This is a genomic window from Pseudomonas coronafaciens pv. oryzae str. 1_6 (genome assembly GCF_000156995.2).
Lineage (GTDB): Bacteria > Pseudomonadota > Gammaproteobacteria > Pseudomonadales > Pseudomonadaceae > Aquipseudomonas > Aquipseudomonas tremae.
Map to the genome: position 1 here is coordinate 699,126 of NZ_CP046035.1, position 19,053 is coordinate 718,178.

The 19,053-nt window shown below is 59.8% G+C and carries 19 protein-coding genes; 12 read left to right on the forward strand and 7 right to left on the reverse strand.

Features of this window, described 5'->3' with window-relative positions:
• Positions 1 to 3: 3 nt before the first annotated feature.
• A complete protein-coding gene (locus POR16_RS03160; protein WP_024670322.1) occupies positions 4 to 678 on the reverse strand; it encodes a DNA-3-methyladenine glycosylase in 675 nt (224 codons plus the stop codon).
• 316 nt (positions 679 to 994) lie between these two features.
• On the opposite strand from POR16_RS03160, the gene POR16_RS03165 reads away from it, so the two are divergent.
• From POR16_RS03165 to lipA, 12 genes are all read left to right on the forward strand, one after another.
• A complete protein-coding gene (locus tag POR16_RS03165) occupies positions 995 to 2,260 on the forward strand; it encodes a glutamate-5-semialdehyde dehydrogenase (protein ID WP_005888715.1) in 1,266 nt (421 codons plus the stop codon).
• 22 nt (positions 2,261 to 2,282) lie between these two features.
• Positions 2,283 to 2,942: a nicotinate-nucleotide adenylyltransferase gene (gene nadD, locus POR16_RS03170; protein WP_167346611.1), complete on the forward strand. Its 660-nt coding sequence runs from the start codon at positions 2,283 to 2,285 to the stop codon at positions 2,940 to 2,942.
• 60 nt (positions 2,943 to 3,002) lie between these two features.
• Positions 3,003 to 3,389, forward strand: coding sequence for a ribosome silencing factor (rsfS, locus tag POR16_RS03175; protein WP_002555337.1), 387 nt, complete (start codon positions 3,003 to 3,005; stop codon positions 3,387 to 3,389).
• A gap of 9 nt (positions 3,390 to 3,398) precedes the next feature.
• Positions 3,399 to 3,866, forward strand: a complete 468-nt coding sequence (gene rlmH / locus POR16_RS03180; RefSeq protein WP_002555336.1) for a 23S rRNA (pseudouridine(1915)-N(3))-methyltransferase RlmH — start codon at positions 3,399 to 3,401, stop codon at positions 3,864 to 3,866.
• A gap of 28 nt (positions 3,867 to 3,894) precedes the next feature.
• Complete coding sequence (mrdA, locus tag POR16_RS03185) at positions 3,895 to 5,790, forward strand: penicillin-binding protein 2 (protein ID WP_005888721.1); 1,896 nt, start codon at positions 3,895 to 3,897, stop codon at positions 5,788 to 5,790.
• Between the two features lie 31 nt (positions 5,791 to 5,821).
• Entirely contained in the window at positions 5,822 to 6,925 is a 1,104-nt protein-coding gene (rodA, locus tag POR16_RS03190) for a rod shape-determining protein RodA (protein WP_005888724.1), read from the forward strand.
• Between the two features lie 17 nt (positions 6,926 to 6,942).
• Complete coding sequence (gene mltB, locus POR16_RS03195) at positions 6,943 to 7,950, forward strand: lytic murein transglycosylase B (protein WP_005888726.1); 1,008 nt, start codon at positions 6,943 to 6,945, stop codon at positions 7,948 to 7,950.
• Positions 7,950 to 8,978, forward strand: a complete 1,029-nt coding sequence (locus POR16_RS03200) for a septal ring lytic transglycosylase RlpA family protein (protein ID WP_005888728.1) — start codon at positions 7,950 to 7,952, stop codon at positions 8,976 to 8,978. The genes mltB and POR16_RS03200 overlap by 1 nt, the downstream gene beginning before the upstream one ends.
• A 240-nt stretch (positions 8,979 to 9,218) precedes the next feature.
• A complete protein-coding gene (locus POR16_RS03210) occupies positions 9,219 to 10,379 on the forward strand; it encodes a D-alanyl-D-alanine carboxypeptidase family protein (protein ID WP_005888730.1) in 1,161 nt (386 codons plus the stop codon).
• Between the two features lie 93 nt (positions 10,380 to 10,472).
• Positions 10,473 to 10,748, forward strand: a complete 276-nt coding sequence (locus POR16_RS03215) for a DUF493 domain-containing protein (RefSeq protein ID WP_003340907.1) — start codon at positions 10,473 to 10,475, stop codon at positions 10,746 to 10,748.
• Complete coding sequence (lipB, locus tag POR16_RS03220; RefSeq protein ID WP_005888732.1) at positions 10,748 to 11,404, forward strand: lipoyl(octanoyl) transferase LipB; 657 nt, start codon at positions 10,748 to 10,750, stop codon at positions 11,402 to 11,404. The genes POR16_RS03215 and lipB overlap by 1 nt, the downstream gene beginning before the upstream one ends.
• A complete protein-coding gene (gene lipA / locus POR16_RS03225; RefSeq protein WP_005888734.1) occupies positions 11,397 to 12,404 on the forward strand; it encodes a lipoyl synthase in 1,008 nt (335 codons plus the stop codon). The genes lipB and lipA overlap by 8 nt, the downstream gene beginning before the upstream one ends.
• Positions 12,405 to 12,523: 119 nt before the next feature.
• On the opposite strand, the gene POR16_RS03230 is transcribed toward lipA, so the two are convergent.
• From POR16_RS03230 to leuS, 6 genes are all read right to left on the reverse strand, one after another.
• Entirely contained in the window at positions 12,524 to 13,861 is a 1,338-nt protein-coding gene (locus POR16_RS03230) for a lytic murein transglycosylase (RefSeq protein ID WP_024670319.1), read from the reverse strand.
• An 83-nt stretch (positions 13,862 to 13,944) separates the two neighbouring features.
• Positions 13,945 to 14,100 carry an alternative ribosome rescue factor ArfA gene (arfA, locus tag POR16_RS03235; protein ID WP_003376569.1) on the reverse strand — a complete coding sequence of 52 codons (156 nt, stop codon included), beginning with the start codon at positions 14,098 to 14,100 and terminating at the stop codon, positions 13,945 to 13,947.
• A gap of 142 nt (positions 14,101 to 14,242) precedes the next feature.
• Complete coding sequence (locus tag POR16_RS03240) at positions 14,243 to 14,464, reverse strand: hypothetical protein (RefSeq protein WP_005888738.1); 222 nt, start codon at positions 14,462 to 14,464, stop codon at positions 14,243 to 14,245.
• A 5-nt stretch (positions 14,465 to 14,469) separates the two neighbouring features.
• Positions 14,470 to 15,507, reverse strand: a complete 1,038-nt coding sequence (gene holA, locus POR16_RS03245) for a DNA polymerase III subunit delta (RefSeq protein WP_005888740.1) — start codon at positions 15,505 to 15,507, stop codon at positions 14,470 to 14,472.
• Positions 15,508 to 15,548: 41 nt separating this feature from the next.
• On the reverse strand, positions 15,549 to 16,154 hold the full coding sequence (locus POR16_RS03250; RefSeq protein WP_005888742.1) for an LPS-assembly lipoprotein LptE: 606 nt from the start codon (positions 16,152 to 16,154) through the stop codon (positions 15,549 to 15,551).
• 88 nt (positions 16,155 to 16,242) lie between these two features.
• A complete protein-coding gene (leuS, locus tag POR16_RS03255; RefSeq protein ID WP_122381213.1) occupies positions 16,243 to 18,849 on the reverse strand; it encodes a leucine--tRNA ligase in 2,607 nt (868 codons plus the stop codon).
• Between the last annotated feature and the right edge of the window lie 204 nt (positions 18,850 to 19,053).

Here is a 19,053-nt window from a genome sequence, read left to right on the forward strand (position 1 = left end):
GGGTCAGTTTCCTTGATCATCGAGAAATAGATAGTCGCGGCCTTCGACCTGACCGCGTCTGAGAGGGTTCCGTGTGCAGAAACGGGCATAGCCCGAGTCCACGAAGCGATACATCAAATGCTCGTCGCGACCGCTGGGGATGCCCAGGCGGGTGGTCTGGATAATGCGTTCGGGCCTTTGGCCGACATCCTCGACCAGCAGCTTTTGCGGATCGAAACGCCTGGCGTCCCATTCGGGTACTTTCAGGCCGAGCGCTTTGCACAGCAGGGTCTGGCCAGCGCAGAGCCGTTGCGCCGGACGGATCGCGCCGCTGGCGTCAGGATTGTTCAGTTGCATCTGTGCCAGAGCGTTTTCGTCGCTGGTCGCGTCGGTCCAGGGGAACGCCGATTTGATCAATACCGCGTTGCCCGGCCCTTCGGCGCTGAAATTCAGGGAGTCGCCGCCGCGTGCGTAGTACATATAGATGTGGCCGCCGTCGAGGAACAGGGCCTTGCGCTTTTCGGTGTAACCCAGCGATGCGTGGCTGCCTTTTTCGGCGCAGTAATACGCTTCCGTCTCAATGATGCGCGCGGCCAGCCACAGTTCGCCTACCTTGTGGCGGATGACCTTGCCCAGCAGGTCACGGGCAAGTATTTGGGCATCGCGTTGGAAGAACAGGTCTGGAAGGGCTGTGGGCATGATCAGGCAGTACGTTGACAAGGTGCCCGATCATAACAAGCACAACTTTAATTGCAGCTGAATGTGTCGGTATTAAAAACTTTGTTGTTTCTTTAAATGACGAAATCGTGACATGCCATCCTGCCTGGTTCCGCATCTTCTGTACGAGCGCCGCTTGGTCATACCGCCGACGCGGGAAGCAGGACCAAAGTGGCGAGCGCTATCGAGCGAAGTGAATATGCGCACTGATATCGACCTTCCGCCTGTCCGCGCTGTCGTTCGCGCCCTGCGACAGCTATAATCAGCCGCTTTCCTCTTTGCCAAGACCTCTGAGACCATGACTGAGTCCGTTCTTGACTACATGACCCGCCTGGGGCGCGCCGCCCGCGAAGCATCGCGCGTGATCGGTCGTGCCAGTACTGCGCAGAAGAACCGTGCCCTGCAAGCCACTGCGGCCGCGCTGGACGAGGCTCGCGACGAATTGTCCGCGGCCAATGCGCTGGACCTGGCCAACGGTCAGGCTAATGGCCTTGAGCCTGCCATGCTGGAACGTCTGGCCCTGACCCCCGCACGCATCGACAGCATGATCGTCGGGTTGCGTCAGGTCGCCAGTCTGGCAGACCCGGTGGGCGCGATCCGCGACATGAGTTATAGGCCTTCAGGTATTCAGGTCGGCAAGATGCGTGTGCCGCTTGGCGTTGTAGGCATCATCTACGAATCGCGTCCGAACGTGACCATCGATGCGGCCAGCCTGTGCCTGAAGTCGGGCAATGCGACCATCCTGCGCGGCGGCTCTGAAGCCATTCACTCCAATCGTGCCATTGCCGCCTGCATCGAGCGCGGTCTGGCCGAGGCGGGTTTGCCTGCTGCCGTGGTGCAAGTCGTCGAAACCACTGATCGCGCTGCGGTCGGTGCGTTGATCACCATGCCCGAATACGTCGATGTGATCGTTCCGCGTGGCGGCAAGGGGCTGATCGAACGTGTCAGTCGCGACGCACGCGTGCCGGTTATCAAGCACCTCGACGGCATCTGTCACGTCTACGTCAGTGCCCACGCCGACCTGGCCAAGGCCCAGCAGATTGCCTTCAACGCCAAGACCTACCGTTATGGCATCTGTGGCGCGATGGAAACCCTGCTGGTAGATCAAACCGTTGCCGCAGAGTTCCTGCCGCCGATGGCTGCACAGTTTCGCGAGAAGGGCGTCGAGCTGCGCGGCTGCGAGCGCACCCGTGAGCTGATCGACGTCATTCCGGCCACCGAGGAAGACTGGCACACCGAGTATCTGGCGGCCATCCTGTCGATTCGCGTGGTGTCCGGGCTGGACGAGGCCATCGAACACATCAATCATTATGGCTCGCATCACAGCGATGCCATCGTTTCCGATCACCAGAGCCAGATTCGCCGGTTCATGGCCGAGGTCGATTCCAGTTCGGTCATGGTCAATGCGCCAACGAGTTTCGCGGATGGCTTCGAATACGGATTGGGTGCCGAGATAGGCATCTCTACTGATAAGCTGCACGCCCGCGGTCCTGTGGGGCTGGAAGGCCTGACCTGCGAGAAGTACATCGTGATCGGCGATGGCCAATTGCGCGGACAAGCCTGACTTGAAAAGCCCCATGACAGCGCTGCCCAGACGTATCGGCATGCTCGGGGGCACGTTTGACCCGGTTCATATCGGCCACTTGCGCGGTGCGCTCGAAGTGGTCGAATTGCTCGAACTCGATGAGTTGCGCCTGACGCCCAGCGCCAGGCCACCGCATCGTGACATGCCGAGCGTTACGGCTGAGGACCGTCTGGCGATGGTCCGCAGTGCGGTTGCAGGTGTGTTGCCCTTGACGGTGGATGACCGTGAACTGAAGCGGGACAAGCCGTCGTATACCCTCGACACACTGGAATCGATGCGCGCCGAGTTGGCGCCTCAGGACCAGTTGTTCCTGTTGCTGGGTTGGGATGCCTTTTGCGGGCTGCCAACCTGGCACAGGTGGGAAGAACTGCTGGAGCACTGCCATATCGTGGTGCTGCAACGCCCGGACGCAGACAGCGAGTCGCCGGATGCCATGCGCAACCTGCTGGCGGCACGCGCAGTCAGCGACCCGAAGGCCCTGAAAGGGCCGGGTGGACACATTACATTCGTCTGGCAGACGCCTTTATCGGTGTCTGCCACCCAGATCCGTCAACTGCTGGCCAGCGGTAAGTCGGTACGTTTTCTGGTGCCAGACGCGGTACTGGCCTATATCGATGCGCGCGGGCTTTACCGTGCGCCGAACACTGATGGGTCGTCCTGAAACTGCTTTGATCGATAAGCGTTTGGACGGTCCCACACATACGAGCTGAATGAGTTTTATATGACAAAGCAAAAAATGAGCAGTGAAGAAGTCATCAATGTTGCGATCGCAGCGCTTGAAGAGGTCAAGGGTGCCGACATCCTGACCATCGACGTGCGCGACAAGACCAGCATCGCCGACTACATGCTGATCTGCACCGGTACGTCCAACCGTCAGTTGAACGCACTGGTCGACAACGTTCGTGACAAGGTCAAGGCTGCCGGCCTGAAATCGCTGAGCGAAGAAGGCAAGGGCGACAGCGACTGGGTTCTGCTGGACCTGGGTGATGTGATCGTTCACGTGATGACCGCTGCAGCACGCCAGTTCTACGACCTTGAGCGTCTGTGGCAGGGTGCCGAACAAAGCCGTGCTGCCAGCGCTGCGCACCACACTCCGGGCAACGAATAAGGCCTTGATGTGCGTTTGCGTCTGATTGCTGTCGGTTCGCGCATGCCCAAGTGGGTGGAAGAAGGTTGGCATGAGTACGCCAAGCGGATGCCCTCAGAGCTTGCGCTTGAACTGGTGGAAATTCCGCTCAATACCCGTGGCAAGAACGCTGATGTCGCGCGCTTTATCCGTCAGGAAGGCGAGGCGATGCTGGCCAAAGTGCAGCCGGGTGAGCGAATTGTCACACTGGAAGTGCATGGCAAGCCGTGGAGCACCGAACAGCTTGCGGTCGAACTCGATCGCTGGCGCCTCGATGCACGCACGGTCAACCTGATGGTGGGCGGCCCCGAGGGGCTGGCGCCTGAGGTCTGCGCGCGCAGTGAGCAGCGCTGGTCGCTGTCGCCGCTGACCTTGCCGCATCCGCTGGTGCGCATCCTGATTGGCGAGCAGATGTATCGCGCCTGGACAGTCCTGTCCGGGCACCCTTATCACAAGTAGCATCGCCTTTATTGTGAACACGGCCTAAATGTCTCAACCGATCCGCCTCAAAGACCACGAAAAAGACGCACGTCTGGTGCGCGGCAGGGTCGTGTTCGGTGCAGTGGCGGTCGTGTTGCTGGTGTGCGTCCTGATCGCGCGTCTGTATTACCTGCAGGTCATTCAGTACGACTATCACTCGACGCTGTCGGAAAACAACCGCGTTCACGTTCAGCCTATTCCGCCCAGCCGAGGGCTGATCTACGACCGCAACGGCGTTGTGGTGGCAGACAACCGGCCCAGTTTCAGCCTGACCATGACCCGCGAGCGTGCCGGTGAGTGGTCCAGCGTGCTCGACACCATCGTTGAGATCCTGCAGCTCACCCCCGATGACCGGATCATTTTTGAAAAACGCATGAAGCAGGGGCGCCGACCCTTTGAGCCAGTGCCGATCCTGTTCGAGCTGAGCGAAGAGCAGATCGCGCTGATTGCGGTCAATCAGTTCCGCCTGCCAGGCGTCGAAGTGGTTGCGCAGTTGGTCAGGCATTACCCGCAAGGGCCGCACTTTGCCCACTCGGTCGGCTACATGGGGCGGATCAACGAAAAAGAGCTCAAGAGCCTCGATCCGATCAACTACAGCGGCACCCACCATATCGGCAAGACGGGCATCGAGCGCTTCTACGAGCCTGAGCTGCATGGTCAGGTCGGCTACGAAGAGGTCGAGACCAACGCTCGTGGTCGCGTGCTGCGAGTGCTCAAACGTACTGATCCCATTCCCGGCAAGGACATCGTCCTGAGCCTGGACATCAATCTTCAGGAAGCTGCCGAGGCCGCGCTTGGCGGGCGTCGCGGTGCAGTGGTGGCCCTGGACCCTGCTACCGGAGAAGTGCTGGCGATGGTCAGCGCTCCCAGCTTCGATCCCAACCTGTTCGTGACCGGCATCAGCTTCAAGGCTTACGCCGAGCTGCGCGATTCCATCGACCGGCCGCTGTTCAACCGCATTCTTCGTGGCCTGTATCCGCCGGGTTCGACCATCAAGCCTGCCGTGGCAATTGCAGGTTTGGACTCCGGCGCTGTGACGCCTGGCTCGCGGGTATTCGATCCAGGGTATTACCAGTTGCCCAACTACGATCACAAATACCGCAACTGGAACCGTACCGGCGACGGCTGGGTAGATCTTGATACAGCGATCATGCGTTCAAATGACACGTACTTCTACGATCTTGCGCACAAAGTAGGTATTGATCGGCTTGCCACCTACATGAACAAGTTTGGCATCGGGCAAAAGGTGTCGCTGGACATGTTCGAGGAATCGCCAGGCCTCATGCCTTCGCGTGAGTGGAAGCGCGCCACGCGCCGTCAGGCCTGGTTCCCTGGCGAAACGCTGATTCTCGGGATCGGTCAGGGCTACATGCAGGCGACACCGCTACAACTGGCCCAGGCAACTGCGCTGGTGGCCAACAAAGGTGTGTGGAACCGTCCGCATCTGGCCAGAACCATCGAAGGCAAGGCGCCTGTCGACGAGAACCCGATGCCGAACATCGTATTGCGTGATCCGGCCAACTGGGAACGCGTCAACCACGGCATGCAACAGGTCATGCACGGTGCGCGAGGCACGGCACGCAAGGCTGCCGTCGGCGCGCAATACCGGATTGCCGGCAAAAGCGGTACGGCGCAGGTCGTCGCCATCAAGCAGGGCGAGAAGTATGACCGCACCAAGGTTCAGGAGCGTCACCGCGACCACGCCTTGTTCGTGGGGTTTGCTCCAGCCGACAACCCTAAAATCGTCGTCGCGGTGATGGTCGAGAACGGCGAGTCCGGTTCCGGCGTTGCGGCGCCTGTGGTGCGGCAGGTCCTGGACGCCTGGCTGCTTGACGAAAACGGCCATCTCAAGCCTGAGTACGCCGGTTCCCTGAATCTGGAGGCTGCGGCCCGTGAAGAGTAATTTCGACCGCATCCTGTCCAGCGAAGACGTGATGCGCCGCCGCGCCACGTTCCTGCAGCGCATTCATATCGACGGTCCGTTGTTGATTCTGCTGCTGACCCTCGCGGCAGGCAGCCTGTTCGTGCTGTATTCGGCCAGCGGCAAAAACTGGGACCTGCTAATCAAGCAGGCCAGTTCGTTCGGTATCGGTCTGGTCGCGATGGTAGTAATTGCCCAGCTCGAGCCAAGGTTCATGGCGCGCTGGGTGCCCGTGCTTTATGTGATCGGCGTTCTGTTGCTGGTGGTTGTGGATGTAATGGGCCATAACGCGATGGGGGCGACCCGATGGATCAATATTCCCGGCGTGATCCGTTTTCAGCCTTCGGAATTTCTGAAGATCATCATGCCGGCGACCATTGCCTGGTACTTGTCCAAGCGCACGCTGCCGCCGCACCTCAAGCACGTAGCGGTGAGTCTGGCCCTGATTGGCGTGCCGTTCATTCTTATCGTGCGTCAGCCCGATCTTGGCACGTCGTTGTTGATTCTGGCTTCCGGCGCTTTCGTGCTGTTCATGGCGGGCCTGCGCTGGCGCTGGATTCTAAGTGTGCTGGCCGCAGCCGTGCCCGCAGCAGTCGCCATGTGGTTCTTCTTCATGCACGACTATCAGAAGCAGCGCGTACTGACGTTTCTGGACCCGGAAAGCGATCCGCTGGGCACCGGCTGGAACATCATCCAGTCCAAGGCCGCCATCGGTTCAGGCGGGGTATTCGGCAAGGGTTGGTTACTCGGCACCCAGTCGCACCTCGACTTCCTGCCGGAAAGCCACACCGACTTCATTATTGCGGTACTGGGCGAGGAATTCGGGCTGGTGGGGATCTGCGCGCTGCTGATCATCTATATGCTGCTGATCGGTCGCGGGCTTGTCATTACCGCGCAGGCCCAGACATTGTTCGGAAAACTGCTAGCCGGGGCGTTGACCATGACGTTTTTTGTTTACGTTTTCGTCAACATCGGTATGGTCAGTGGCCTGATGCCCGTGGTGGGGGTGCCGTTGCCCTTCATTAGCTATGGCGGAACTTCGCTTGTGACCCTACTGTCAGCGTTTGGGGTTTTGATGTCGATCCACACACATCGTAAATGGATCGCTCAGGTTTGATTAAGGTGAACAACTCAATGCAAGCAATGCGTAACTGGGCTCGATATGCTCCGGTGGTCGGCCTGGTGGGCATCCTTGGGTCGGTGCAGGAAGCGCTGGCCGGTGACTATGACGGCTCGCCCCAAGTGGCTGAGTTCGTCGGTGAAATGACCCGCGATCATGGCTTTGCCGGTGAGCAGTTGATGGGCCTGTTTCGTGAGGTCGAGCGCAAGCAGGCCATTCTCGATGCAATTTCCCGCCCGGCCGAACGGGTCAAGCTGTGGAAAGACTATCGTCCGATGTTCATCACCGATACGCGCATCGCGCGAGGCGTGGACTTCTGGCGGCAACACGAGGCTGCGCTGGCACGTGCCGAGCAGGAATACGGCGTACCTGCGCAGATCATCGTCTCGATCATTGGCGTTGAAACGTTTTTCGGTCGCAACACCGGCAATTACCGGGTGATCGACGCCTTGTCGACACTCGGTTTCGATTACCCGCCACGCGCTCCGTTCTTCCGCAAGGAGCTGCGCGAGTTTCTGCTGCTGGCTCGCGAGCAACAGGTTGATCCGCTGACCCTCAAAGGCTCGTACGCCGGGGCGATGGGGCTGCCGCAGTTCATGCCGAGCAGTTTCCGCGCTTACGCAGTGGACTTCGACGGCGACGGTCATATCAATATCTGGACCGATCCGGACGACGCTATCGGCAGCGTCGCCAGCTACTTCAAGCAGCATGGTTGGGTCGCGGGTCAGCAGGTGGTCAGTCGTGTCACTGTACGCGGCGATCGGGTTGACGAGGGCTTGAGTCCTGCGCTTGATCCGGTAATGTCGGTTGGGGAGTTGCGAGGGTTGGGCTGGGCGAGTCATGATGCGCTGCGCGACGACATGCCGGTGACGGCGTTCCGTCTTGATGGCGATAATGGTCCTGAATACTGGCTGGGTCTGAACAATTTTTATGCAATTACCCGTTATAACCGCAGTGTGATGTACGCCATGGCCGTGTATCAGCTGTCTGAATCGTTGGTTCAAGCTCGAGGCGTCAAGTAATGCGGGCAATGCCAATCCGTCAATCATTAAAGCTGCTGGCGTTGAGTGGCCTCGCGTTGCTGGTTGCCAGTTGCTCCTCGCCATCGCGCACGACCAGTACGCAAGCGCCGAAAGGCGGTGCCGTCGTGCGCTCGATGCCGGGGCTGGACATCAACCGTGCCCACAAGGACGGCGCGCCGTGGTGGGACGTGGATGTTTCACGCATCCCCGATGCGACGCCGACCCTGCACACGGGTGTCTATAAGGCCAACCCGTATACCGTGCTGGGCAAGACCTACTTTCCGATGAGCGATTCCAAGCGCTACGTCGCGACGGGCACCGCGTCCTGGTATGGCACCAAGTTTCACGGGCAGAATACCGCCAATGGCGAGGTGTATGACCTGTACGGCATGAGTGCCGCACACAAGACCCTGCCGTTGCCCAGCTACGTCAAAGTGACCAATCTGGACAACAACCGCACTGTGATTCTGCGCGTCAACGACCGCGGCCCGTTCTATTCGGACCGGATCATCGATCTGTCCTACGCAGCAGCGAAAAAACTCGGTTATGCCGAAACCGGCACTGCACGGGTCAAGGTCGAAGGTATCGACCCTCAGGAGTGGTGGGCACAACGTGGCCGACCGGCACCGTTGCTGCTTAATCAGCCGCAGGTGACTGCCCAGGCCACGCCGCCCGCGCTGTCCACCTCGACCGGAATCGTCGAGCAGTACACGCCGCCACCCCAGCAGCACGCAGCACCCGTCGTGCCCTTGCAGGTTGACGCAAAAAAAAACGCTTCAGGACAAGCCGCTGGGCTGTTTCTCCAGGTGGGAGCCTTCGCCAATCCGGACGCTGCGGAACTCCTGAGGTCGAAACTGAGCGGGATGGTTCGAGCGCCGGTCTTCGTCAGCTCGATAGCTCGCAATCAGCAAACGCTCTATCGGGTGCGGATGGGACCGATCGACACGCCGGGTGAAGCCCAGCAGCTGCAAAACAGCGTTAGGTCGGCCAATCTGGGTCAGCCAAGCGTAGTGACATCGGATCAGTAAGTTTTTTCGACAGTCGCCCTCCGGCAATATCGGAGGGCGAAATGCAGTCGCAGGCGGCGCACATTTGCCCAAGGGCAGGCGTTGCAGGTAACTGCCACAAGGTCGTGTGTCGAACAGGCGACTTTGTCAGCCAGGGTAACAGCCTGGCGCCACGAGCCGTACCGAGGCCTTTTCGTCTCGCCGGTCTGTTCAGTTTTGCCCGCAAGGGCATGTTTGCCCATTAGGATTCTCGAGAGACGGATGAACATCACCACCTTTGCAAAACGCTTGTGCCTGCTTGTTCCACTGATAATCACCCCGGCTGCGTGGGCTGCTGAGCAGATGACGCCTGCCGCACCGCAACTGGCGGCCAAGGCCTACGTGCTGATGGACGCCACCAGCGGTAACGTTCTGGTCGAGAACAACGGTGACCAGCGTCTGGCGCCTGCCAGTCTGACCAAGCTGATGACCGCTTACATCGCGACCCTGGAAATCCGTCGCGGCCAGATCGGTGAAAACGATCCGGTGACCATCAGTGAAAACGCCTGGCGCACAGGCGGTTCGCGGATGTTCATCAAGGTGGGCAGCCAGGTAACCGTCAGCGATCTGCTGCACGGCATCATCATCCAGTCGGGTAACGACGCCAGCGTCGCTATTTCCGAGCACATTGCCGGTAGCGAAGATGCGTTTGCCGACATGATGAACAAGACGGCTGCCGACCTTGGCATGACCAACAGCCACTTCATGAACCCGACCGGTCTGCCGAATCCGGAGCACTACTCGTCGGCTCATGACATGGCGATTCTGGCCCGTGCCATCATTCACGAAGACCCGGCTCACTATGCGATCTATTCGCAGAAGGAGTTCTTCTGGAACGGCATCAAACAGCCTAACCGCAACCTGCTGCTGTGGCGCGACAAGACTGTTGACGGTCTGAAGACCGGTCACACTGATGAAGCCGGTTACTGCATGGTTTCTTCGGCTGTTCGTGACGGCATGCGTCTGATTGCCGTGGTGTTCGGCACCAACAGCGAGCAGGCTCGTGCGGCCGAAACCCAGAAGTTGCTGACTTACGGCTTCCGTTTCTACGAAACCCAGAACTTCTATCAGAAGGGCACCGAGCTTGCTCAGGCCACTGTCTGGAAAGGCACCGAGCGTCAGGTCAAGGCCGGTCTGGCTGAAGATCTGAGCATGACCATGCCGAAGGGCGACATGAAAAAGCTGTCTGCCAGCATGACCATGAACCCGCAGCTGGTTGCACCTATCGCCAAGGGCGACGTAATCGGCAAGGTTGAAGTCAAGAAAGACGATCAGGTGGTTCGCACCTCCAATCTGGTCGCGCTTGAAGCCGTCGAGGAAGGTGGCATTTTCCGCCGCGTGTGGGATAGCATTCGCCTGTTCTTCTACGGCCTGTTCAACTGACCTTCCAGTAACTACTGCCGACCTTCTCGCCGCCCGCTCATGATCTGAGTGGGCGGCGTGTCCGTCGTCACGGCTTGTGAGACCTTTACTGCCATGACCGATACCGACATCAAGTCGCACAAAATCGAATTTCCCTGCAATGACTACCCGATCAAGGTGATCGGCGACACCAGTGTGGGTTTTACGGCTGCCGTGATGGAAGTGCTTGAAAAGCACGCCACGGTCGACCTCAAGACGCTCGCTGAACGTCAGAGCAGCAACGGCAAATACACCACCGTCCAGTTGCACATCGTCGCCACTGGCGAAGATCAACTGCGCGATATCAATAGTGCCCTTCGCGCTACGGGTTTCGTGCACATGGTGCTGTGATGGGCGGTGCCTTGGGCTTTCGTGATCTGGGGCTGATCGATTACGAAACCGTTTGGCACGCCATGCAGCGCTTCACCGACGGACGTGGCCGGGACGCTGCTGATGAGGTCTGGCTGGTCCAGCACCCGCCAGTCTTCACCCAGGGACAGTCCGGCAAGCCCGAGCATTTGCTGCTGCCGGGCAATATTCCTGTTGTACAGGTCGATCGTGGCGGCCAAGTGACTTATCATGGCCCGGGCCAACTTGTGGCTTACCTGATGCTTGACGTCAGGCGCCTTGGTTTCGGCGTGCGCGATCTGGTCACCCGGATCGAGAACACGCTGATTGCCCTGCTGGCCGATTATGGCGTTGCGGCAGCCGCCAAAGCCGACGCGCCGGGCGTGTACGTCGATGGCGCTAAAATCGCGTCGCTCGGCCTGCGTATCCGTAATGGTTGTTCGTTTCATGGTCTGGCGTTGAACGTCGACATGGATCTGGAGCCGTTCCGCCGCATCAATCCTTGCGGCTACGCCGGGCTGGCCATGACCCAACTGAGCGATCAGGCAGAGCAGATAGAATTTTCCGAGGTAAGTGTCCGACTGCGCATGCAGCTCGTCAAACACCTCGACTACGCTGAGCAGGCGACCCTTACGGGCGGAATAAACCATTATGACTGACACCGTGCAAACCCTGATCCCGACGCTTGACGTTTCCGAGCGTGTGGCCCGTCCGAAAGTCGAAGCGGGCGTCAAGCTGCGCGGAGCGGAAAAGGTTGCGCGCATCCCGGTCAAGATCATTCCAACCGTCGATCTGCCGAAAAAGCCCGACTGGATCCGCGTTCGTATCCCGGTTTCTCCGGAAGTCGACCGTATCAAACAGTTGCTGCGCAAGCACAAGCTGCACAGCGTCTGCGAAGAAGCCTCCTGCCCCAACCTGGGCGAGTGCTTCTCCGGCGGCACCGCGACCTTCATGATCATGGGCGACATCTGCACCCGTCGTTGTCCGTTCTGCGACGTGGGCCACGGCCGTCCGAAAGCACTCGACGCCGACGAGCCGAAGAGCCTTGCCATTGCGATTGCCGACCTGGGTCTGAAATACGTGGTGATCACCTCGGTAGACCGCGACGACTTGCGTGATGGCGGTGCTCAGCATTTTGCCGACTGCATCCGCGAGATCCGTCTGTTGTCACCGGGTGTCCAGCTTGAAACGCTGGTACCCGATTACCGTGGGCGGATGGACGTGGCGCTGGAAATCACCGCCGCCGAGCCGCCTGACGTGTTCAACCACAACCTGGAAACCGTGCCGCGCCTCTACAAGGCTGCGCGTCCGGGGTCGGACTATCAATGGTCGCTGACACTGCTGCAACGCTTCAAGCAGATGGTCCCGCACGTGCCAACCAAGTCCGGGCTGATGCTGGGGCTGGGCGAGACCGACGAAGAAGTCATCGAAGTAATGCAACGCATGCGTGAGCACGACATCGACATGCTGACCCTGGGTCAGTACCTGCAGCCTTCGCGCAACCACCTGCCGGTGCAACGCTTTGTCCATCCGGACACGTTCGCCTGGTTCGCCGAAGAAGGCTACAAGATGGGCTTCAAGAACGTTGCTTCAGGCCCGCTGGTACGCTCTTCGTACCACGCCGACGAACAGGCCAAGATCGCCAAGGCGATGCTCTGACCGCGAGCGCTAAAACAAGAAGGGCCCGGTAGCGATACCTGGCCCTTTTTTGTTTTATCTGATCATCGTGCCCATGCTCCGCGTGGGCATGCAGTTCTGGACGATCTGCGTCCTCTCGATTACTGCCCGACAGGCTTGCGAAGCGCTTCCAGCAACTCATGCGTCGGATACCCGTCTGCAGGCCAGCCGAAGGATTGCTGGGCGCTGCGGATTGCCTTGCGTGTATTGGCCCCGATAATGCCGTCTGGCGCGCCTGCGTCGTATTGACGGGCCGTGAGGAGGGTTTGCAGTTCGATGCGCTCAGAGCGGCTCAGCGGCAGGTCTCCGCGCGGCCAGCTGCCTACCACATAGCCTGCGCCCTTGAAGCGGTCGGACAGCAGGCTGATCGCCAGCGCGTATGACGTGGAATTGTTGTACTTGAGGATGGCGCGAAAGTTATCCAGTACCAGAAATGCCGGACCACGGTAGCCGGCAGGCAACAGCAAAGCGGCCTGCTGCTGGCTGGCCGCAACCGGGATCGCGGAGCCGTCGGGCTGTTTCAGGCCCAGTTGCTGCCATTCGGCAAGGCTCTTGCGGGTGGTCGAGTCGGCCAGGGAATAATCGAAACCAGTGCCCAGCACCACTTCAAAGCCCCATGGCTGACCACGCTGCCAGCCAGAGCTTTGCAGGTAGTGAGCAGTGGAGGCGAGGGCGTCCGCCGGTGTATTCCAGATATCCCTGCGGCCATCGCCGTCAAAATCCACGGCGTGTGTGTTGTAAGTGGTCGGTATGAACTGGGTCTGGCCCATCGCACCAGCCCATGAACCGAGCATCTTGTCCGGGGTAATGTCGCCATGCTGGATGATCTCCAGCGCAGCCAGCAACTGGCTCTGTGCGAAACCTGGACGACGCCCCTCATAGGCCAGTGTCGCCAATGAACGGATGACGGACTGCGTACCCTGGAACGAGCCGAAGTTACTCTCCATGCCCCACACCGCGACCAATGCCTGACGGTCCACGCCATACTGTTGCTCGATTTTTTGCAGATCATCGGCGTACTGCGAGAGCAGCGCCTGACCCTTGCGCACACGCACAGCGGAAATCGCGCCGTCTAGGTATTCCCAGACCGGGCGGCTGAACTCTGGCTGGCTGCGGTCTGCCTTCACTACGCTCATGTCGGGTGTGACGCCGGCAAACGCCAGGTCGAATACGTCCGCACGGATACCTGCTTTCAACGCCTGAGCGCGAAAGCCGGCCTGCCATTCGCTGAAGCTGACGGCGGGCTGAATGGTGAGGGTGTCATCGACGACCAGCGCTGGCGTGGGGGCCACGGCAGGAGGGTTTGTCTGCACTTTGCTGGATTGAAGAGGCGTGGCATCGGCTGCAGTGGGTTTTTCTGCGCAGGCTACCAGGGCAATAAGGCTGGAGGCAGCGATGAGTTGGCGCAGCTGCGGGCGATGGGTAAAACGAGAAGGCATGCTTGAGTCCAAGGGTATTACCGGTAGGTGCAGACCATAACACGGCTAAGCGGTGGAAAGCGCCTCGGAGATGTTGCTCTATATCACGCAGCCATAAAGCAGGAAGCCTCCCAGCTTTTAGACTGGAAGGCTTCGCGGCGGTAGCTGCCTTTGCCCTTGGAGGGTTGTTCCTGACGACTGCGGAACAATGGCTGGGCGATGATCGATTTGGCCTTGTTCGGCCTTTTTGGCTTGCTCATGGCGCGTACTCCTGATGGGTGTTGTAAAGCGCCGCAAATCATCAGGCAGATCCGCGGTTGTGTCTAATAGTCGTGTGCTATGGCGATCAGCGCAGAGCGTAGGGACGAGAGGATACGCGTAGTGTCAGGTCCATGCCCTAGGTCAGGCAGGCGGCAGACTGAACTGATGAAACAGCGCCATTATGATGAGGGCCAAGATGGCCATTCCGACTCCGGTTGCCCAGTTCGCGGCCGGGGTTTCTGTAAACCAGGAGCCTTTTGCAGGGTATTTGCCAAGCGTCAGGAGTTTTACGATCGGCCATCCGACCGGATAGAAAATGGCACGACCAACGACTTCAAAAAGACCTGCAGGTATGTCGCACATGAGGCCTACTCCGCAGGCAACGCCAGTCGCTGTCCGGCCATCAGCAGCGCCAGTCTGCTCAGGCTGCTCCACGGCGAACCTGCCGCCTGGCCTTTGATCTGCGCGTCAATGCGCTGTGCATCCATCAGCAGCTGGCTCCAGCGTTTCGCCGAATGGCGTTGCAAGGCTTTGCTCATCAGCGGCTTGCGCTTGTCCCAGATCGGTGGGCGGGCCGAGCTGAATACCTTGTCGAGCGGCACGCCCTGGCTGAACTGCTGGGACATGTTGGCCAGCGCACGCAATTCGCGGGTCAGCGCCCAAAGGATCACGGGTGTTTCTACGCCTTCGCCGCGCAGGCCTTCGAGCATGCGTAACGCGTGGGCTGCTTCGCCGTTTAGCACCGCATCGGTCAGGCCGAATACGTCGAAACGCGCACTGTCAGCGACGGCAGCCTGCACCGTCTCGACAGTAATCTGACCTTCTTCGGCCATCAATTTGAGCTTTTCGATTTCCTGCGCGGCGGCGAGCAGATTGCCTTCAACCCGAGCTGCGATCAGCTCTACCGCATCCTGGGTTGCGGCCAGCCCGGCCTGAGAAAGACGCTGGCGAATCCATTGCGGCAACTGGCCGATGTCCACTGGCCAGATTTGCACGAATTGGGTTTGCGCACCGTCGATCAGTGCCTTGCCCCATTTGGTCTTTTGCGCGCTGCCATCGAGCTTGGGCAGGCTGATCAGCAGTAGCGTGTCTTCGGCAGGCCGTGCGCAGTATTCCATGAGCGCCGCAGCACCTTTGTCACCGGGCTTGCCCGAGGGCAGGCGCAGCTCCAGAAGACGACGCTCGGCAAACAGCGACATGCTCGCACCTGCCTGCAGCAGGGTGCCCCAGTCGAAGCTGGCGTCAGCGCTGAAGACCTGGCGTTCATCAAAGCCTTGCTGACGTGCGGCGGCGCGAACTGCGTCGGCTGCTTCCTGGCAGAGCAACGGGTCGTCGCCGCTGATCACATAGACAGGCGCAAGCGCACCTTGCAGGTGCTTACCCAATTGGGGGGGGGCGAGTTTCACGAGTCAGAGCATGTCGGGGCCAGATCACTGGCCCCGGACACTTACCTGGCCGGAACTTCGACAGGCGACTGCTGAGGCGTCTCGTCACGGATCCGCTGAGCGGCTTCCAGTGCGTCGGCTTCGGCCTTGGCAACCGCATCGGCCTTGGCCTGCAGTTCGTCAAGACGTGCCGGGGTCAGCTGTTGCAGGCGTGCCATCAGCTTCTGGATCAGGTCATTGCGCATTTCCTGACGTACCTGCGAAGCTTCCTGATCGGAACCGGTCAGGTTATTGCCGTCGTGTACGTAGGAGCGGTCCGCGCTGACTTTGCTGTCCAGCAGTACACGATCCCGGTCGCCATGCACTTCATAGGTCAGGGTGGTGGTCAACTGGTACTCGGCAGAACGGCCCGAACCGGAATAGCTGATGGTGCGCTGGGTTTCAGCTTCGTTGGTCAGGATCAGCTTGTAAGGCGCGCCGGTATAAACCTTGACGCCGGAACTGGTCAGCAGGCGTGTCAGTTGGGTCACGGTCTCGCCGTAGGCGTTGCGCGCGCTGACATCCAGCTCTTTGAGCGCAAGCTCTGTCGTACCGGTGCCACGCAGATGGAAGCCACAGGCACTCAACAGAACAGCCAGGCCCATCACCAGCAAATTGCGTTTGATCATCTTGATGCTCCCCTTGAATCCGTTTGGGCCGCAGTGCGTGCCCTGGAAATATAGTCGGCGCCCAGCATTCGCAGGGCGCCCGATCCAATCAGCTTGCGACGATGTTGACCAGTTTGCCAGGCACGACAATCACCTTGCGTATGGTCAGGCCATCAGTGAAGCGCAATACGTTTTCGTTGATGCGTGCGGCCGCCTCGACTTCTTCACGGCTGGCGCTGGCAGGCATCTCGATATGGCCGCGCAGCTTGCCGTTCACCTGGATGACCAGTTGCAGGCTGTCCTGCACCAGAGCCTCTGCGTCGAACACTGGCCAGCCCGCATCGATGACCGGCTCGCCATGGCCCAGTTGGGTCCACAGCTCGTGGCTGATGTGCGGCGTAATCGGTGCCAGCAACAGGGTGACCGTTTCCAGGCCTTCCTGCAGCAATGCGCGATCCTGCGCAGTGGCCTGCGGGGCTTTTTCCAGCACGTTCATCAAGGCCATCACTTGCGCGACGGCCGTGTTGAATTTCTGGTTCTGGCCAATATCCTGGCTCGCCTGTTTGATGGCCTGATGAATCGAGCGGCGAACGGCTTTCTGTTCGTCGGTCAGTGCTGCAATGTCGAGTGAGCCCGGCGCGCCCTGGCTGACGTGCGCCTGTGCCAGGCGCCACACACGACGCAGGAAGCGATGCGAACCTTCTACGCCAGAATCAGACCATTCGAGGCTCATGTCAGGTGGCGAGGCGAACATCATGAACAGGCGGCAGGTGTCGGCACCGTACTGGTCGATCATGGTCTGCGGGTCGATGCCGTTCTTTTTCGACTTCGACATCTTTTCAGTGCCTCCGATTTCAACCGGCAGGCCGTCGCTGGTCAGTGTGGCGCTGATGACCTTGGCCTTGGCGTCTCTTTCGAGGGTGACGTCGGCCGGGTTGATCCAGGTCTTCTTGCCGCTGGTTTCCATGCGGAAATAGGTTTCGGCGTTGACCATGCCTTGAGTCAGCAGGTTCTTGAACGGTTCGTTCGACGTCACCAGGCCTTCATCGCGCATCAATTTGTGGAAGAAGCGAGCGTAAAGCAGGTGCAGGATTGCGTGTTCGATACCGCCGATGTACTGATCAACCGGCAGCCAGTGGTTGGCAGCGTTCGGCTCGACAAGGCCACCTTCGTAATGCGGCGAAGCATAACGCGCGTAGTACCAGGAAGACTCAACGAACGTGTCCATTGTGTCTGTTTCACGCTTGGCCGGTGCGCCGCACTTCGGGCAACTGCATTCGTAGAACTCGGGCATGCGCGCCAATGGTGAGCCTGCGCCGTCCGGCACCACGTCTTCGGGCAGGATAACCGGCAACTGGTCTTCAGGGACCGGCACGTCGCCGCAGGTGTCGCAATGCACGATCGGGATCGGGCAGCCCCAATAACGCTGACGGCTGATGCCCCAGTCGCGCAGGCGGAACTGGGTGCGCGACTGGCCCAGGGATTTCTTGACCAGCGCGGCTTCGATGGCATCGAATGCGTCCTGGAAATTCAGGCCGGTGAACTCGCCGGAATTGATCAGCGGGCCTTGTTCGTTGTACTCGGCTTGCCACGGCGCAGGCGTTTCATCGCCAGCGCTGGTGCGTACTACGGGTTTGATCGGCAAGTCGTATTTGCTGGCAAATTCGAAATCGCGCTCATCGTGCGCAGGGACTGCCATGACAGCGCCATCGCCGTAATGCATCAATACATAGTTGGCGACCCACACCGGCAGTTTTTCGCCGGTCAGCGGATGCTCGACGAACAACGAGGTCGGCTGGCCTTTCTTTTCCTGCGTGGCAACGTCTGCTTCAGCAACGCTGCCGCCTTTGCACTCATCGATGAAAGCCTGCAGGGCCGGGTTGCCCTGCGCAGCCAGGGTGGCCAGCGGGTGTTCAGCGGCAACGGCAACATAGGTCGCGCCCATCAGGGTGTCCGGGCGGGTGGTGAAGACTTTCAGTGCGCCTGCTTCGCCGATGGAGGCCTGATCGTACGGGAACTGCACCTCCATACCGCGCGACCTGCCGATCCAGTTGCGCTGCATGGTCTTGACCTGTTCAGGCCAGCCCGGCAGCTCGTCGAGGCTTTCCAGCAGCTCGTCGGCGTAGGCAGTGATCTTGAAGTAGTACATCGGGATTTCGCGCTTTTCGATCAGCGCGCCGGAACGCCAGCCACGGCCGTCGATGACCTGCTCGTTGGCCAGTACGGTCTGGTCGACCGGGTCCCAGTTCACGGTGCCGTTCTTGCGATAGATCACGCCTTTTTCGAACAGGCGAGTGAACAGCCATTGTTCCCAGCGATAGTAATCGGGCTTGCAGGTAGTGACTTCACGCGACCAGTCGACCGCCAGACCCAGGCTCTTTAGCTGGTTCTTCATGTAGGCGATGTTTTCGTAGGTCCACTTGGCTGGCGCGACGTTGTTGTCGATCGCGGCGTTTTCAGCCGGCATGCCGAATGCGTCCCAGCCCAGTGGTTGCAGGACGTTCTTGCCCAGCATGCGCTGATAGCGGGAGATCACGTCACCGATGGTGTAGTTGCGCACATGGCCCATGTGCAGCTTGCCGCTCGGGTAAGGGAACATCGACAGGCAATAGAAGGTGTCCTTGCCTGGCTGTTCACTGACTTCAAAAGACTTTTGCTCATCCCAGAAGGTTTGGGCGGCGGCTTCGATTTCGCGGGGCTGATAGAGTTCGTGCATGGCTACTTTTGACTAAAGATTAGTGACCCTTGACCTCTTCATTGCTTCGCCGAGTCAGGTCGGCACCGCGGGACGGACAATTGCAACTGTCTGTGCGGTGCGTTCGGGCTCAAGAGCACGGAAGTGGAATTACAGGAAGCGCCGTAGCATACATGAGGGCCGTCTATCGAGGGAAACCCTGATTGCCTCTGACAAGGGCAAAGC

Excerpts from the sequence above, each read along its gene's own strand:
- POR16_RS03210 (WP_005888730.1), top strand. The coding sequence starts at position 9,219 with ATGAACATCACCACCTTTGCAAAACGCTTGTGCCTGCTTGTTCCACTG.
- POR16_RS03160 (WP_024670322.1), bottom strand. The coding sequence starts at position 678 with ATGCCCACAGCCCTTCCAGACCTGTTCTTCCAACGCGATGCCCAAATA.
- arfA (WP_003376569.1), bottom strand. The coding sequence starts at position 14,100 with ATGAGCAAGCCAAAAAGGCCGAACAAGGCCAAATCGATCATCGCCCAG.
- POR16_RS03230 (WP_024670319.1), bottom strand. The coding sequence starts at position 13,861 with ATGCCTTCTCGTTTTACCCATCGCCCGCAGCTGCGCCAACTCATCGCT.
- leuS (WP_122381213.1), bottom strand. The coding sequence starts at position 18,849 with ATGCACGAACTCTATCAGCCCCGCGAAATCGAAGCCGCCGCCCAAACC.
- POR16_RS03250 (WP_005888742.1), bottom strand. The coding sequence starts at position 16,154 with ATGATCAAACGCAATTTGCTGGTGATGGGCCTGGCTGTTCTGTTGAGT.
- lipB (WP_005888732.1), top strand. The coding sequence starts at position 10,748 with ATGGGCGGTGCCTTGGGCTTTCGTGATCTGGGGCTGATCGATTACGAA.
- POR16_RS03165 (WP_005888715.1), top strand. The coding sequence starts at position 995 with ATGACTGAGTCCGTTCTTGACTACATGACCCGCCTGGGGCGCGCCGCC.
- rsfS (WP_002555337.1), top strand. The coding sequence starts at position 3,003 with ATGACAAAGCAAAAAATGAGCAGTGAAGAAGTCATCAATGTTGCGATC.
- POR16_RS03215 (WP_003340907.1), top strand. The coding sequence starts at position 10,473 with ATGACCGATACCGACATCAAGTCGCACAAAATCGAATTTCCCTGCAAT.
- POR16_RS03200 (WP_005888728.1), top strand. The coding sequence starts at position 7,950 with ATGCGGGCAATGCCAATCCGTCAATCATTAAAGCTGCTGGCGTTGAGT.
- POR16_RS03240 (WP_005888738.1), bottom strand. The coding sequence starts at position 14,464 with ATGTGCGACATACCTGCAGGTCTTTTTGAAGTCGTTGGTCGTGCCATT.
- lipA (WP_005888734.1), top strand. The coding sequence starts at position 11,397 with ATGACTGACACCGTGCAAACCCTGATCCCGACGCTTGACGTTTCCGAG.
- rodA (WP_005888724.1), top strand. The coding sequence starts at position 5,822 with ATGCGCCGCCGCGCCACGTTCCTGCAGCGCATTCATATCGACGGTCCG.
- mltB (WP_005888726.1), top strand. The coding sequence starts at position 6,943 with ATGCAAGCAATGCGTAACTGGGCTCGATATGCTCCGGTGGTCGGCCTG.
- mrdA (WP_005888721.1), top strand. The coding sequence starts at position 3,895 with ATGTCTCAACCGATCCGCCTCAAAGACCACGAAAAAGACGCACGTCTG.